Source organism: Novosphingobium sp. TK71 (genome assembly GCF_055361505.1).
Map to the genome: position 1 here is coordinate 1,803,146 of NZ_CM143962.1, position 14,454 is coordinate 1,817,599.

Below are 14,454 nucleotides of genomic sequence, written 5' to 3' on the forward strand. Positions count from 1 at the left end.
TTGGCGACGCCTAGATCCCGCTTTTGGCGGAGGCTGCCTCGATCTGCCGGAGCCACGGGTCAGCGCCGAATTGAGCGGTTCCGCCGGGCGAGAAGTCCATCAGCGCGGAGCCGTCTCCGGCGCGTGATTTCCATTCCGGCAGGCCTGCGCCGTTAGGATTGCCGGTCTTCGCGAAATTCACGAGATAGCTGCTGATGGTGCGGCCCATTTCCCGATCCCGCGCGCTGGTCTTGCCGCCGTATTTCACGTCCTGCGTATCGAGGAAGAACGGTATGTCCGTGGCATGGCCGGCCCCTTTGCCGCCGCCTTCAATCGATGTGGCAACGTAGGAAAAGCGGTATTCGTAGACAGGTGCGCCGCCGGCCGCCGCCAAGGCCGATATCTGCCGCGCCCCCGCAACCATGCTGCCCGAAATCCCGCCGATATCGTCACTTGTGGCACCGATCATCATCGGCACGCGATGGAACGTTTTCGCCTCGTAGGCATGGCGCTGATCCACCGCCAGCCTGCCATCGCTGAACGGGCTGGCGAATGTGCGCGGCGCGCCGCTCGGACTGAAGAGAGCCATCAGGTTGAGCCCATCCGTCACCGCATCGGCAGAAAGGCCGCGCAATTTTGCAAGGGCCTGCGGATCATCGCGGGAAATGCCCTTCGCTTCGGCAAAGCGCACGCCGATCGCTTCCGTGGCGGCGAGATCGGGATTGGCAAGGCTCGTGCCATTCCCGCCGGACATGACGACTGCCTTGTCGAACAGCCCTTCGGCCATGGGCGAGGTCACCAGGTTGTTGACGGACATGCCGCCCGCGCTTTCGCCTATGATCGTCACATTCTCGGGGTCGCCGCCGAACGCCGCGATGTTCCGCTGCACCCAGGCAAGCGCGGCGATCTGGTCCATGAAGCCATAGTTGCCGACAAGCCCCTTGTCCTGCGCCGCGCGGGTCAGCGCAGGATGGGCGAAAGTGCCGAAACGGCCGACCCGGTAATTGAAGCTGAAGAACAGCACGCCCTGCTTCGCGAGTTCTGCACCTGAATAAGTCGGCGGCGATGCGCCGCCGTTCACGAAGCCGCCACCGTAGATCCAGACGATCACGGGGAGTTTCGCCTTGGCCTGCGCCGGGCGCCAGACATTGGCGTAGAGACAGTCCTCGGCGGGGGGCGTGCCCAGCGGCGCCGCATCTCCGGCGAAGGGCTTCTGCATGCAATCATGCCCGTAGCTTTCCGCCGAACGGACATCCTTCCATGCCGCAACAGGCTGCGGTGCACGCCAGCGCAGCGCGCCGACCGGCGGCGCCGCGAAGGGAATTCCCTTCCAGCTCACCACCTCGTCCTCGACGCTGCCGGCAAGCCTGCCGCTGTCCACCTGGACCACCGCCTGCGGTTCGGCCAGCGCCGCGCACGAGGAGACGAGCGCAGCGCCGAACGCCAGAGAATACCTGAATTTCATGGATAATCCGCCTCGCCTGCCTCTCGATAGGAGGCAGTCTGCACAGGGCGGCAAGGACAGGCAAGCACCATTGCCGCACCCTGAGGCGCGGCGATGGTGCCTGGCTTGAAGTAGGATCAGGTGAGAGCGGAAACGCTCAGGAATTCGGGGATCGGACCGTTCCAGCCGTCATCGGCGGGCTCTGCATCGCGGCGACGCGAGCGATTGCCATCGGCGCGGCGTTCGCGGCGCTGTTCGTCACCCCGGCTTTCACGGCGCGGGGCACGCTCAGCGCGTTCCTCGCGAGGAGCTGCGCGTTCTTCACGCGGCGCGGCACGTTCTTCGCGCGGGGCTTTCGCCTCCGTGCGCGGCTCTGCACGCTCACGCTTCTCACGGCGGGGCTTTTCCGCACGAGCAGGAGCTTCGGGTGCTTCCGCAGCCGTTTCCTCGCCGCCGAGATGATAGACCGGGATCTTGCCGCCGGTCAGCTTCTCGACGTTCTCGATCGCTTCGGCATCTTCGGGCGCCACGAAAGTGAAAGCACGACCGGTTGCGCCGCCACGGCCGGTACGGCCGATACGGTGGACGTAATCGTCCGGATGCCAGGGCGTGTCGAAGTTGAAGACGTGGCTCACGCCCTTCACGTCAAGCCCGCGCGCAGCCACGTCGGACGCGACGAGGATGTTGATCGAGCCATCCTTGAAACGCTGGAGTTCGGCAAGGCGCGCCGGCTGTTCCATGTCCCCGTGGATCTCGCCGGCCGCAAAGCCATGGCCCTTCAGGCTCTTGGCCAGTTCACGCACGGTCGTCTTGCGGTTGGCGAAGATGATCGCGGTCGAGACGTTGTCGGTGCGCAGGAGCTGGCGCAGGGCCTCGCGCTTCTTGCGGGCCGGCACCGCCACCTTGTGCTGGACGATATTCGTGTTCGCGGTCGCCGGGCGGGCCACCTCGATGTACTTCGGATTCGACAGGAAGCGATCCGCCAGCTTCTTGATCGGCGGCGGCATCGTTGCCGAGAAGAGCAGCGTCTGCCGATTGGTCGGCAGCTTGGAACAGATGCTCTCGATGTCGGGAATGAAGCCCATGTCGAGCATGCGGTCCGCTTCGTCGATGACGAGCAGTTCGCAGCCGGTCAGCAGGATCTTGCCGCGCTCGAACAGGTCCATCAGGCGGCCCGGCGTCGCGATCAGAACGTCGACACCTTCCTGCAGCGCCTTGATCTGGTCGCCCATCTGAACGCCGCCGATCAGCAGCGCCATGCGCAGATCGTGGTTCTTGCCGTACTTCTCGAAGTTCTCGGCAACCTGGGCCGCGAGTTCGCGGGTCGGTTCGAGGATCAGCGAGCGCGGCATCAGCGCACGGCGACGGCCATGCGCGAGAACGTCGATCATCGGGAGCACGAAGCTGGCCGTCTTGCCGGTGCCTGTCTGGGCGATGCCGATCAGGTCCTTCATCATCAGGACCGGCGGAATGGCTTGGGCCTGGATCGGAGTCGGTTCGCTATAGCCAGCGGTTTCAACCGCTTGCAGCAATTCGTCAGACAGGCCGAGATCGGCAAAGTTCATAGACAGACAGGGCTCATAGGCAAACAGGTTAGCGAAAATCAGGCAAGTTAGCGAGAATCAGGCAGGTTAGCGAGAATCAAGGACGCTAAGGATATTCGCGGCGCTACGGCGACGACCGAATCAATCGGTCAGCACGAAGCCGATCGTATATCTGGCCGGGCCCTATGCGGGAAATGCCCCCAACGTCAAGGAAATCCGCGCAAAGGCCGCGATTCGACCAGGCCGACAATGCTCCAAATCAGGATTCGCGCGCCAACCGCGGCCAATCGCTCAACGACCCACGGCAACCAGTTGGCGAATGCGCGTCAACTTGCAGGTGGTGCCGCTGCGGGAAAGCAATTCGTCGCGATCGACGCAGAGCTGGCCATCGGATGTCCGTGACAGCAGGAATCCGGAATAGAAAGCCCCTGCCCGGCAACCCCTTTCCAGTTCGGCACCGATCACCCGCCGATCGCGCATGAACAGCAGGAGCCGGCTCTGCCCGTCGGGCTGCACCCCGGCGATGCCGGACATCGGCAGGCATTTGCCGATCTTGCGTTCGGAAAAGCGCGGGCCGTCGTCATCCCGCCCGGGCATGCCCACGAACATGTCTGGCGGGCTGGGCATCTGCGCGCGCGGGGTGACGCGAATCGTCATGCGCTGCTCGATTCGCACCTGCCAGGCATCGCCCGGCTCGACATGATCGAACGCCGATGCGGAAAACGGCCAGCCGCCCGGCGAATCGGGCAGCTCATCCGGCCACGCATAACTGCCGGCTTCCGGTTCCACGGAGACGGTCCCGGTCTCCGCCCGCTCGCTTCGGGCCGTGCGGCCAGCCTCCGTCGCGCCCACCACGGGTAGCAGCAGCGCAAACGGATAGAGCAGGACGGAGGCGAGATTCATCGAAAGAGTTGGTCCCCGGGCACAGTGCTGTCGCCTTAGAGCAAGAGCTTGAACCAGCGCTTAACCCGATACGATGCACGTTCCATGTCGATAGCGAGGCAAGACCACGGATGAAACCCGGTGAAGCCTGTGCCATATCGCCTTCATGACGAATACCGACAGCTTTCTTGCCGAAGCCACCGCCCTGCTTGGCCCTCGCGGCCTGACCACTGACGCGGACCTGCTTGCCCCCTGGCTCACCGACTGGCGCGGACGATATACCGGGAGCGCCGTGGCAATGGCCTCTCCCGCAAACGTCCCGGAACTGGCCGAGCTTGTGAATATCTGCGCCAGGTTCGGCGTTCCGATCGTTCCGCAAGGCGGCAACAGCGGCATGTCCGGAGGGGCAACGCCTGACGGCAGCGGAACTGCCCTGCTTCTTTCGCTGCGCCGGATGAATGCGATTCGCACGCTGGACGTCGAAGCGCGGCAGGCCACGTGCGAAGCCGGTGTCGTGCTCCAGACCCTTCATGAAGCGGCCGAAGCGCGGGACCTGCGCTTCCCCCTCTCGCTCGGCGGCAAGGGCTCGGCCACGGTGGGCGGACTGATTTCCACGAACGCCGGCGGCACGCAGGTTCTGCGGCACGGATCGATGCGCGCGCTTGTGCTGGGGCTCGAAGCCGTACTGGCCGACGGCCAGGTCTTCTCGATGCTCACGCCGCTCAAGAAGGACAATCGCGGGTTCGATCTCAAGCAATTGCTGATCGGCTCCGAAGGAACGATGGGCATCGTGACCGCGGCAACGCTGCGCCTGCTGCCCGCCATTGCCGAACGCGTCGTGATCTGGGCCGGCGTCCCCTCGCTCGGTGCGGCGCGCAAGCTCCTGCTCCACTGCGAGCGCTCTGCGGGAGAGGCACTGGAAGGCTTCGAGGTTCTGCCGCAAGCCTGCCTCGACGCCGTGCTCGATTATCTGCCCGACAGCCGCGCACCGCTTTCGGATCGCCACGCATGGCATGTCCTGATCGAGGTCGTGGCGGATCGCAACGCTGCCGCGACGCTGCGCGATCGCTGCGAATCGATGATGGCGGACGCATTCGAAGCCGAGCTTCTGGAAGACGCAGCCATGTCCAGCAACGAGTCCCAGGCCGAGGCCATGTGGCTGCTGCGCGAATCGATTTCCCCGGCCGAGCGCGCTCGCGGTCCGGCGGTGCAGCACGATATCTCCGTTCCCGTCGAGAAAATGCCGGACTTCGTGGAAACCACCGCCCCGATGATCGAGGCCAGGTGGCCCGGCACGGAAGCCATCGCTTTCGGCCACCTTGGCGATGGCAACGTCCATTACCATGTGATCGCGCCGGATGTGACCGACGGCCCCGCCTGGCAAGCCGACCAGGGCAAGACGATCAGCCGCTACATCCATGATCTCGTCACCGAATGGGGCGGCTCAATCTCGGCCGAGCACGGCATCGGCCAGCTCAAGCGCGACGAACTGGCCCGCCTCGGAGACCCTGCCGCGCTGTCCATGCTGCGCGCGGTGAAGCATGCCCTTGATCCCGCCGGAATCCTCAATCCCGGCAAGCTGATCTGACCCCGAACGACAAGCGCGCCTGCGCTTCGGCAGTGGCACTTACCGGGATCAATCGGGCGAGGACCCACGACTCGCCCAATATCCCCGTTTCGGCGGGCTGCGCGCTTGCGCCCGCCCCATGCAGCCCCTAAAGCGTCGCCTTCGAAATTTCCCAGTCTTGCGGAGAGTAACGCAATGGCCACCGCGCCGCAGAATCCTGCCCTGCCCCTGTTCTACAAGGACCTCGTGCCGCTCAACTCGCAGCAGCACGCCACCTGGAAGACGCGTTCCACCGACAAGGCCACCTGGCTGGTCGGCGTGAACTCGATCCCGCTGACCGTCGAGGAATTCCCGCAGGCGCAGCGCCACTTCCCGATCATCTTCACCGCTGGCGAAAATCCGGTGCCGCTGATCCTGATGGGCATGAACGAAGGCGTGAACGTCTACGTCGACGAAGACGGCACCGTGAATACGCCGGTCTACATCCCCGCTTACGCACGCCGCTATCCGTTCATGCTGGCCCGTCTGCGCCCGGATGCCGAAGAACTCTCGCTCTGCGTCGACCCCACCAGCGATCTCGTCGGTGAAGGCGAGGACGGTGAAGCCCTCTTCAACGAGGCCGAGCCGACCGAAGCGACCAAGAACATGCTCAAGTTCTGCGAGAACTTCGAGATCGCCGGCACCAAGACCGCCAATTTCATGGCGGAGCTGACGAAGCACAACCTGCTGATGGACGGCGAGCTGAACATCGACATCGGCACCGGCCAGCCCTTCACCTATCGCGGCTTCCAGATGGTCGACGAAAACAAGCTGCGTGAAATGCGCGGCGACGTGCTGCGCCAGTGGAACCAGAACGGCATGCTGCCGCTGATTTACGCACACCTCTTCTCGCTCGATCTGGTGCGGGACATTTTCGGTCGTCAGGTTTCCCAGGGCAAGGGTCCGCAGATCCTCCCCGCCGCCTGACACTCTGATTTCGTGAACTTTCGGGGCGGGGTTTATGACAATTTTGTCACACCCCCGCCCCATTATGCAGCACCATCCCAACGCGCACTTGCAAAAGGTATGTTGCATGCCCCATTCTAGGGGTTGAATGTGCGATCAGGCTTGCTATGTTAGGGCTACCTGATCGGCGCTACCCTCATGGCCCGGTCGGGTTGGTGCACATCGTGCACCTCCTCCCTGAACCTTGGCCACCTCGCGCATTGCGCGAGGTGGTTTTTTAATGTCCTGAGCAAAGCGCCGGACTTTATCCGACAATCGAACTTAGCTGCGGGCGACCTGCCACAAAACCTGCGCTATTCCGCAGCCTGCGCCCAGCCCTTGCCGCCCGAATCTTGCACCAGATCGCAGACCGAGGCCGCCAGGCGGCGCACCAGTCCTTCCAGCAGTTCGGTCACCACATCCATCCCGTCACCCGGCTCCAGCAGCCGCGAATCGAGATAGCTGCTCCGGTCGATCTCGATCTGCATCGCATGGACCCCCTCGGACGGCGCGCCATGACGGTCGAGGACATATCCGCCCGCATAGGGCCGGTTATGAGCTGCCTCCTGCCCCTGCACTGAAAACCACGAGAATGCCGAAGCGACCAGACTGCCGTGACAGGCGGCACCGAAGCGGTCTCCGATAACGAAACGGGCAGGCTCGCTTCCCAGCCGCACGGGCAGCGGCGGCATCGAATGGAAATCGAGCAGCAAGGCCGCGCCCCAGCGGTCGCGCAGAGCCGTCAGCGCCTGCGACAAGGCGGAATGGTAAGGCCGGTGAACCCCCTCCAGCCGATTGACGAGCGCAGCGCGCTCAAGCCTCCCGCGCCAGATCTCCCCCAGACCGGGAAGGCGGCGCGGGACGAGCCCCAGCCCGCTGCGCGCGCGGCGACTCGGCAAGAGGCTCGCACCTTCCGGCCGCGAACCGCGCGGGACCATTTCCCAATCCACATCGTCTGGCGCCCGGTTGAGATCGATCATGGCGCGCGGAGCCTGAGCGACGAGCAGCCCCGCCCCCGTTGACCGTGCCACGCTTCTCGCGATTCGATCGACATAGCGATCTTCAAGCCGGACTGCGGCAATTTCAGGCTGACGCATCTCACGCAGGAGCGACGCCGGATAGGCCCGGCCCGCATGAGGAACCGCGATCAGCACGGGGATCGCGGAAGGCTCCGATCCATCGATCACATAGGCCGGAATCTCCGGCAAGCCCGGTATCCAGCCCCCGACCCGTTGTTGCGAATCATTCTCGCCCGAAGGTTTTGCCATGTTCGGAAACTGGCCTTTTCGACCACTCAAGTCAAAGCGTCCCGTTCCCGGTCAGTGGGGAAACCGGGCGAGAATTTTAACGGAATAGGCGCTATGGCTCGAAGCATAGACCGTCGCACCCATGCGTCAGAACAAATCTGGATAGAAACCCGATGATCCGCATCCTGCTTGCCGAAGACGACCAGGCCATGCGCACTTACCTTGCACGTGCGCTGGAAAACGCCGGCTACGACGTACTGGCCGTCGATCGCGGTACCGAAGCTCTCCCCCACCTGGAAAGCGAACATTTCGATCTGCTGCTCTCCGACATCGTCATGCCGGAGATGGACGGCATCGAGCTTGCCCAGCGCTGCGCCGAAGTTTCGCCGATGACCAAGGTCATGTTCATCACCGGCTTCGCGGCCGTCACCTTGCGCGCCAGCCGCGAGGCACCGCACGCCAAAGTGCTCTCCAAGCCGTTCCATCTGCGTGATATCGTTATGGAAGTTCAGCGCGTCTTCGGGCTTTCCGAGCACGCTCGCCTCTGATTCCGGCTATCCACAGAACCGTCCACAGGTAGTTCGAGATTTTTGGAAAAAACGGGTTGCCAACCTCTGACACCACCGTTAGAGGGCCAATCCACCGAGCGGCACACCACGCCGCTCCGGACCGACCGAATGGTGTGGGCGTATAGCTCAGTGGTAGAGCACTATGTTGACATCGTAGGGGTCGCAAGTTCAATCCTTGCTACGCCCACCATTCGGACCGCCGGCCACAGCTGAGCCGGCCCTCCCGAACATCGTTGAGCCGGCTTCGTAAAGAAGCACGCCGACAGAAGCGCAAGTCGCCATCGATTGCGCAGCCTTCACTCCCCTTCGACATCGACCGTGCACGCGTTGCAACTCCGCCACCGCGCAAAGCGGCCGGCCGCCCCGCAACCTGCCTTGCCAGCGCTCCCCCGCCTGCCTAAGAGACGCCCAATTTCTCACCTCTGGGGAGTATTCAGGAATGGCGAAAATCAAGGTCAAGAATCCCATCGTCGAGATGGACGGCGATGAAATGACGCGGATCATCTGGGAATGGATCCGTGAACGACTGATCCTCCCCTACCTCGACATCGATCTCAAGTACTACGACCTCTCGGTCCAGAAGCGCGACGAGACGAACGACCAGATCACCGTCGACGCCGCCAACGCCACCAAGGAACACGGCGTTGCCGTCAAGTGCGCGACCATCACGCCCGACGAAGCGCGCGTCACCGAATTCGACCTCAAGAAGATGTGGAAGTCGCCCAACGGCACGATCCGCAACATCCTGGGCGGCGTCGTCTTCCGCGAGCCGATCGTGATCTCGAACGTTCCCCGCCTGGTTCCGGGCTGGACCGATCCGATCGTCGTCGGCCGTCACGCCTTCGGCGACCAGTACAAGGCCACCGACACCCTGATCCCCGGCCCGGGCAAGCTGCGCCTGGTGTGGGACGGCGAGAGCGGCGAGAAGATCGACCTCGACGTGTTCGACTTCCCGGCTCCGGGCGTCGCCATGGCGATGTACAACCTCGACGAATCGATCCGCGACTTCGCACGCGCTTCGTTCAACTACGGCCTGAACCTCAAGTGGCCGGTGTACCTCTCGACCAAGAACACCATCCTCAAGGCCTATGACGGCCGCTTCAAGGATCTGTTCCAGGAAGTGTTCGACACCGAAGGCTTCGCCGAGAAGTTCAAGGATGCCGGCATCGTCTACGAACACCGCCTGATCGACGACATGGTCGCCTCGGCGCTCAAGTGGTCGGGCAAGTTCGTCTGGGCCTGCAAGAACTACGACGGCGACGTGCAGTCGGACACCGTTGCGCAGGGCTTCGGCTCGCTGGGCCTGATGACCTCGGTTCTCCTCTCGCCCGACGGCAAGACCGTGGAAGCGGAAGCCGCCCACGGCACCGTGACCCGTCACTACCGCCAGCACCAGCAGGGCAAGGCGACCTCGACCAACCCGATCGCCTCGATCTTCGCCTGGACCCGCGGCATCGCCTATCGCGGCAAGTTCGACGAAACGCCGGAAGTGGTGAAGTTCGCCGAAACGCTTGAGCGTATCTGCATCGAGACCGTCGAAAGCGGCAAGATGACCAAGGATCTCGCGCTGCTGATCGGTCCGGACCAGAACTGGATGACCACCGAACAGTTCTTCGAGGCCATCGTCCAGAACCTCGAAGCCGAAATGGCCAACTGGGCCTAAGCGCCCGGCCTTTCGGATCTGAATTCGAAGAAAAACCCTCCGCCTTCAAGGGCGGAGGGTTTTTCTTTGCCTGCAAGCGCTCCGACCGCCGTACGATCCGGCGCAGGCGATCCCGGCAGAAGAAAGCCCGCCGGACACATCCGGCGGGCTTATGGAATTTGAAATCGGCTTCGGCGAAAGCTTATTCGAAGGGCTCTTCACCTTCGAGCTTGGTACGGTGCATCATGCGCCCGCAAGTCGGATCATAGGCTTCTGCCCGGTGCATGGTGCCGGTGTTATCCCACATCACGAGATCGCCGACTTCCCATTCGTGGCTATACGTGAATTCCGGGCCGGTCGCCCATTCGCGCAGGCCGTGAATGATCATCGCGCTTTCCAGAGCCGACTTGCCAACGACCTGCGCGGAAGTGCAGCCGATCACGAGGCTCTTGCGGCCCGACTGGTGCTTCCAGACCAGCGGCAGTTCCTGTTCGCCGATCTGGGCATAGCCCTGGAGCTTGGCCAGGCTCGGTTCCGGCTCGTAATAGAACAGGCTTGCCCAGGGACCATGAACGACGCGGTACTGCTCGTACTCTTCCTGCTTTTCGGCAGGCAGGCCCTCGAACGCCGCATAAGTATTGGCGAAGCCGGTGTTGCCGGTGCCGCGCGGGCTCGGCACGCGGCAGGAAAGCAGCGAGGCCAGGATCGGCACGTCATTGCGGGTGCCATCGATGTGCCAGTAGAGAGAGCCCTTGAGGTACTCCGCCGCCATGGGGTTTTCCTTGGCGTCGAGCGTGATCTTCGAGATCACTTCCTCGCCGCCCTTCCGCTCCGGCGCAAAAGTGCCCAGCGTCTTCGTGAAGGCGATCTGCTCTTCATCGGTGAAGTTGACCTGCGGGAACACCAGCACGCCGCGCGCTTCCAGCAGCTCCCGGATTTCCCTGGCGATTTCGCCGGACAGGAGCTCTTCCTTCGTGTTGAGCACACGACCGCCGATTTTCGGCTTGATATCTTCCGCGTTGAGTTTGGTCTGGGTTGCGACCGACATTTTCCGAACTCTCCCAATTCACTGACGAGAACGTCGTTCCTGCGATGCGCGAAGAACGAGGCCTGCATCAATCCGCCCATGGCGATAGTTGCGATCGGTATTGTGTTATCACGTACTGAACGCCCGTTCAAACAGGCGTGCAGCGGCGCGGCGATCAGTCGGCCCCGATCGGCTCCAGCCGGGACAGCCAGGTTTCCACGATGGCCATGGCGGCCTCATGGCCGTCCGTCACGCCCAGCGCCGATTCCATCACGATGGCCCGGCCGATCCCGGCCAGAACCACGGTGAGGCCGGCGGCGTCGAAACCTTCAAGCACCTTGAGGCGATCGCCCAGAATATGTTCGAGAATCTCGACCTGGCGCTTGCGCATGGCCATGCTGTGCTCCGCCATCATCTGGCGAACCGCCGGCCGATGGTTGGAAAGCGCCATGAATTCGAGGGACATCGCGGTCCTGCTGGTATCGACGAAGAAACACCAGAGCGCCCGCACCGGATCGTCGGAAGTCAGCGCCTCCTCAATCATGCGATCGCTTTCGGCAGCGCCCTGGCGCGAGACTTCGAGCAGGAGATCGTCGGTCGTGGGAAAATAGTAATGGACGAGCGAAGGCTTGAGCCCTGCCCGCGCCGCCACGCGCCGCGTGCTTGCAGCGGCATAGCCTTCGTCCCGAATGAGTTGGACGGTCGCCTCGACGATACGTGCCCGCGTCGCGGACGTCTCGGCTCCGATCCTGCGCGGTGCGCCTGCCATCAGATCTCCTTTGCCGCGCTGGCCTAGGGCCTGCGGCCGGGAAGATCAACCGGACCGCCGGGACTTGCCATTTGTTCCCTGTTTGTTCAAAAAGGCGGCATGAAGGTCCACAAGGGAAGAGGCGCCGTCAGCGGACAGGCCAGCACCCGCTTCAACCTCCCACAGCGGGAGGCCGATGGCGACTGGCTCGACAGCAGGGACGATGTCGACGGCCCTGCCCGCCATCCGGCCACGACCGTAACAGAAGAGCATCCCCGCTCGATCCTGTCTTTCAACAAATCTCCGGACATCCCGTTCGATCGCTCGATCAACGCCTATCGCGGCTGCGACCAATCCACTAACAGTTGTGTAGACCTAGAAAGAGGTGGATTTTCGAGATTTCGTTATTTACCCATTGCGAATGGATTGTGTGCCCACATTCAACTTGTCACGATTACGTGAGATTGGCTGGTCTCAGTGGGATCCAATTGGAATAGACGATCTTGATGATCGACCTGATGACGAATACGATGCGTACTTGACGCAGGCAGCTGCACGCCTCTCGAAGGGCGTGAGCACAGAAGATGTAGCCGCATACCTGATCGATGTAGAAACTAATTACATGGGCTTGGGCGCGTCAGCTAACGCTCGTCAGAGAGCGAACAAAACTGCTGCCGACATAGCCCATTATATCTCGGAGTTGCGCTCCCAGCCGCCGATTAAGGATTAGGGCAGCCGAAGAGAAAATGACTCGCACACCCCATTTGTTCCCTATATGTTCGATCTATGGAACGGATCAAGGGACGCGGCGCGACGAACAATCAAAGCAGCACTCGCTTCAACCTCACTAGTAGTGAGGCCGACGGCGACTGGCTTGATGAGGCCGATCAGATCGATGGTCCGCGCCCTAAGCGCGCGACGACAGTCACCATTCTCCATCCCAAAACGATCCTCTCATTCAACAAGTCCCCGGACATTCCGTTCGATCGCTCGATCAATTCGTACAACGGGTGTGAGCACGGCTGCATCTACTGCTTCGCACGGCCGACACATGCCTATCACGACCTCTCGCCCGGTCTCGATTTCGAAACCAGGCTCTTCGCGAAACCCCAGGCAGCCAGTCTGCTTCGCGAAACTCTGGCCAAGTCCGGCTATAGGCCCGCACCGATCGCGATGGGCACCAATACAGACCCCTATCAGCCTATCGAGGGGCGTTACCGCATCACCCGCGCCATTCTTGAGCTCTGCCTCGAAACACGCCACCCCGTGACGATCACCACGAAATCGGACCGCGTCCTGCACGATCTCGACCTGATCGCGGAACTGGCCCGGCTGAAGCTGGTGGCAGTGGCCATTTCGGTGACCAGCACGGACCCGCACCTGTCACGCCTTCTCGAACCTCGCGCCGCGACTCCGCACAAGCGGATCGCAGCGCTCGGCGAACTGGCCAGAGCCGGAGTGCCGGCCCATGTCTCGATCGCGCCGGTCATTCCCTCCATCACCGATCAGTTCCTGGAGGATATTCTGGAAGCAGCCTCCGCGCAGGGAATCCACGCCGCAACGTGGATCATGGTCCGGCTTCCTCACGAAGTCGCTCCCTTGTTCCGCGAATGGCTTGACGCTCATTTCCCCGACCGGGCCGGGAAAGTCATGGCCACTATCCAGTCGATGCGGGGCGGACGCGACAATGACCCGCAGTTCTTCACCAGGATGCGGCCGAGCGGCGTGTGGGCCGACCTTTTCCGGCATCGGTTCAGGGTTGCGATGAAGCGGATGGGCTTCGCGAAGCCGTCCATCGCGCTCGACTGTTCGCAATTTCGCCGTCCGTCGCTCGATGGCCAGCTCTCCCTGCTCTAGAGGCGTTTCAACACCTGTTGAAGCCACCTTTGGAATGCCCCCGAGAGGCAATTGTCCCGGCCATTGCAGACCTTGATCGCCGATCAGGAAAACCCGAGGATTCCTGTGCCATTCCAACCGGGGACGCCATGCAGGAACCCACCATTCTCGTAGATAGTCGCGGCGACGTGGAGATCCTCACTCTCGATCGGCCGCACGTCCTCAATGCTCTCGACGAGAACATGACCTTCGCGCTGCGAGACTATTTTGCCGGCCTGGCCGAGCGGCCCGAGGTGCGGGTGGTGCTGCTGCGCGGCGCAGGCCGGAACTTCTGCGCCGGACTGGACCTTTCCGGGTGGCAAAACGACGCATCTAGGGGCGAACTTCAGCACTTCTGGCGCCTGCAAAGGAGCCTCGCAGGGCTGCTGGAACTGATGCGCGCCTGTCCGCAGCCGATCATCGGCCTCGGCCATGGCGCGGCCTGCGGTGCGGGTTTTTCGCTCCTGCTGGCCTGCGATGTGCGATATGGCGCGCCGGACCTCAGGATGAATGCGGCCTACATCAAGATCGGCCTTGGCGGCTGTGATCTGGGATGCAGCTACTTCCTGCCCCGTATCGTGGGCGCTTCCGTCGCCACCGAATACATGCTCACCGGCCGCTTCATGGATGCCGGGAAGGCGCTGCAATGCGGCCTCCTGAGCGAGATCGCTCCGCTGGATTCCCTGCTGGATCGTGGGCTGGCGCTGGCCGGCGAAATGCTGGCCAATTCTCCGATGGGCCTGCGCCTTACGAAGGAAGGCATAAACCGCAATCTCGATGCGCGCTCCCTTTCGGACGCCATGGCGCTCGAAGACCGGCAACAGGTCATGATGTTGATGAGCGAGGATTTTTCGGAAGGACTGGCGGCCTTTCGGGAGAAGCGCCCGCCCAAGTTCCGGGATCGCTGAACGGGATCACGAAACCTTGCGCCGCTTTCACGCGTTTC

The 14,454-nt window shown here is 62.8% G+C and carries 12 protein-coding genes, 1 tRNA gene and 1 pseudogene; 8 read left to right on the forward strand and 6 right to left on the reverse strand.

Annotated features, from left to right (window positions below; genetic code table 11):
• Window positions 1–10 precede the first annotated feature (10 nt).
• The 3 genes from ACXJ16_RS08265 to ACXJ16_RS08275 form a co-directional block, all read right to left on the reverse strand.
• A complete protein-coding gene (locus ACXJ16_RS08265; protein ID WP_463920376.1) occupies window positions 11–1,444 on the reverse strand; it encodes a carboxylesterase/lipase family protein in 1,434 nt (477 codons plus the stop codon).
• Between the two features lie 116 nt (window positions 1,445–1,560).
• On the reverse strand, window positions 1,561–2,988 hold the full coding sequence (locus ACXJ16_RS08270; protein ID WP_463920378.1) for a DEAD/DEAH box helicase: 1,428 nt from the start codon (window positions 2,986–2,988) through the stop codon (window positions 1,561–1,563).
• Between the two features lie 270 nt (window positions 2,989–3,258).
• Window positions 3,259–3,870, reverse strand: coding sequence for a hypothetical protein (locus ACXJ16_RS08275; RefSeq protein WP_054439825.1), 612 nt, complete (start codon window positions 3,868–3,870; stop codon window positions 3,259–3,261).
• Window positions 3,871–4,015: 145 nt separating this feature from the next.
• On the opposite strand from ACXJ16_RS08275, the gene ACXJ16_RS08280 reads away from it, so the two are divergent.
• Entirely contained in the window at window positions 4,016–5,437 is a 1,422-nt protein-coding gene (locus tag ACXJ16_RS08280; RefSeq protein ID WP_443478149.1) for an FAD-binding oxidoreductase, read from the forward strand.
• 174 nt (window positions 5,438–5,611) lie between these two features.
• Window positions 5,612–6,382, forward strand: coding sequence for a SapC family protein (locus tag ACXJ16_RS08285; protein WP_054439830.1), 771 nt, complete (start codon window positions 5,612–5,614; stop codon window positions 6,380–6,382).
• Window positions 6,383–6,714: 332 nt separating this feature from the next.
• On the opposite strand, the gene ACXJ16_RS08290 is transcribed toward ACXJ16_RS08285, so the two are convergent.
• Window positions 6,715–7,668: an N-formylglutamate amidohydrolase gene (locus tag ACXJ16_RS08290; RefSeq protein ID WP_463920381.1), complete on the reverse strand. Its 954-nt coding sequence runs from the start codon at window positions 7,666–7,668 to the stop codon at window positions 6,715–6,717.
• A gap of 152 nt (window positions 7,669–7,820) precedes the next feature.
• Between ACXJ16_RS08290 and cpdR the strand changes: the two genes are divergently transcribed.
• From cpdR to ACXJ16_RS08305, 3 genes are all read left to right on the forward strand, one after another.
• The gene (gene cpdR, locus ACXJ16_RS08295) at window positions 7,821–8,195 is read left to right on the forward strand and encodes a cell cycle two-component system response regulator CpdR (protein WP_324698661.1); all 375 of its coding nucleotides are present in this window, start codon (window positions 7,821–7,823) and stop codon (window positions 8,193–8,195) included.
• 136 nt (window positions 8,196–8,331) lie between these two features.
• A tRNA-Val gene (locus ACXJ16_RS08300) sits at window positions 8,332–8,406 on the forward strand.
• 249 nt (window positions 8,407–8,655) lie between these two features.
• Entirely contained in the window at window positions 8,656–9,879 is a 1,224-nt protein-coding gene (locus ACXJ16_RS08305) for an NADP-dependent isocitrate dehydrogenase (protein WP_132469067.1), read from the forward strand.
• A gap of 181 nt (window positions 9,880–10,060) precedes the next feature.
• Here ACXJ16_RS08305 and ACXJ16_RS08310 read toward each other — a convergent pair whose 3' ends face one another.
• Both ACXJ16_RS08310 and ACXJ16_RS08315 read right to left on the reverse strand, forming a co-directional pair.
• Window positions 10,061–10,906: a TauD/TfdA dioxygenase family protein gene (locus ACXJ16_RS08310; protein WP_054439836.1), complete on the reverse strand. Its 846-nt coding sequence runs from the start codon at window positions 10,904–10,906 to the stop codon at window positions 10,061–10,063.
• 154 nt (window positions 10,907–11,060) lie between these two features.
• A complete protein-coding gene (locus tag ACXJ16_RS08315; RefSeq protein ID WP_132469066.1) occupies window positions 11,061–11,654 on the reverse strand; it encodes a TetR/AcrR family transcriptional regulator in 594 nt (197 codons plus the stop codon).
• Between the two features lie 99 nt (window positions 11,655–11,753).
• On the opposite strand from ACXJ16_RS08315, the pseudogene ACXJ16_RS08320 reads away from it, so the two are divergent.
• The 3 genes and pseudogenes from ACXJ16_RS08320 to ACXJ16_RS08330 form a co-directional block, all read left to right on the forward strand.
• Window positions 11,754–12,002: pseudogene (locus ACXJ16_RS08320) on the forward strand (PA0069 family radical SAM protein); the annotation flags it as partial.
• 417 nt (window positions 12,003–12,419) lie between these two features.
• Complete coding sequence (locus tag ACXJ16_RS08325; protein ID WP_463920384.1) at window positions 12,420–13,490, forward strand: PA0069 family radical SAM protein; 1,071 nt, start codon at window positions 12,420–12,422, stop codon at window positions 13,488–13,490.
• A gap of 128 nt (window positions 13,491–13,618) precedes the next feature.
• A complete protein-coding gene (locus tag ACXJ16_RS08330; RefSeq protein WP_165913225.1) occupies window positions 13,619–14,416 on the forward strand; it encodes an enoyl-CoA hydratase/isomerase family protein in 798 nt (265 codons plus the stop codon).
• Window positions 14,417–14,454: the final 38 nt, after the last annotated feature.

Excerpts from the sequence above, each read along its gene's own strand:
- ACXJ16_RS08265 (WP_463920376.1), bottom strand. The coding sequence starts at position 1,444 with ATGAAATTCAGGTATTCTCTGGCGTTCGGCGCTGCGCTCGTCTCCTCG.
- ACXJ16_RS08270 (WP_463920378.1), bottom strand. The coding sequence starts at position 2,988 with ATGAACTTTGCCGATCTCGGCCTGTCTGACGAATTGCTGCAAGCGGTT.
- ACXJ16_RS08275 (WP_054439825.1), bottom strand. The coding sequence starts at position 3,870 with ATGAATCTCGCCTCCGTCCTGCTCTATCCGTTTGCGCTGCTGCTACCC.
- ACXJ16_RS08280 (WP_443478149.1), top strand. The coding sequence starts at position 4,016 with ATGACGAATACCGACAGCTTTCTTGCCGAAGCCACCGCCCTGCTTGGC.
- ACXJ16_RS08285 (WP_054439830.1), top strand. The coding sequence starts at position 5,612 with ATGGCCACCGCGCCGCAGAATCCTGCCCTGCCCCTGTTCTACAAGGAC.
- ACXJ16_RS08290 (WP_463920381.1), bottom strand. The coding sequence starts at position 7,668 with ATGGCAAAACCTTCGGGCGAGAATGATTCGCAACAACGGGTCGGGGGC.
- cpdR (WP_324698661.1), top strand. The coding sequence starts at position 7,821 with ATGATCCGCATCCTGCTTGCCGAAGACGACCAGGCCATGCGCACTTAC.
- ACXJ16_RS08305 (WP_132469067.1), top strand. The coding sequence starts at position 8,656 with ATGGCGAAAATCAAGGTCAAGAATCCCATCGTCGAGATGGACGGCGAT.
- ACXJ16_RS08310 (WP_054439836.1), bottom strand. The coding sequence starts at position 10,906 with ATGTCGGTCGCAACCCAGACCAAACTCAACGCGGAAGATATCAAGCCG.
- ACXJ16_RS08315 (WP_132469066.1), bottom strand. The coding sequence starts at position 11,654 with ATGGCAGGCGCACCGCGCAGGATCGGAGCCGAGACGTCCGCGACGCGG.
- ACXJ16_RS08325 (WP_463920384.1), top strand. The coding sequence starts at position 12,420 with ATGGAACGGATCAAGGGACGCGGCGCGACGAACAATCAAAGCAGCACT.
- ACXJ16_RS08330 (WP_165913225.1), top strand. The coding sequence starts at position 13,619 with ATGCAGGAACCCACCATTCTCGTAGATAGTCGCGGCGACGTGGAGATC.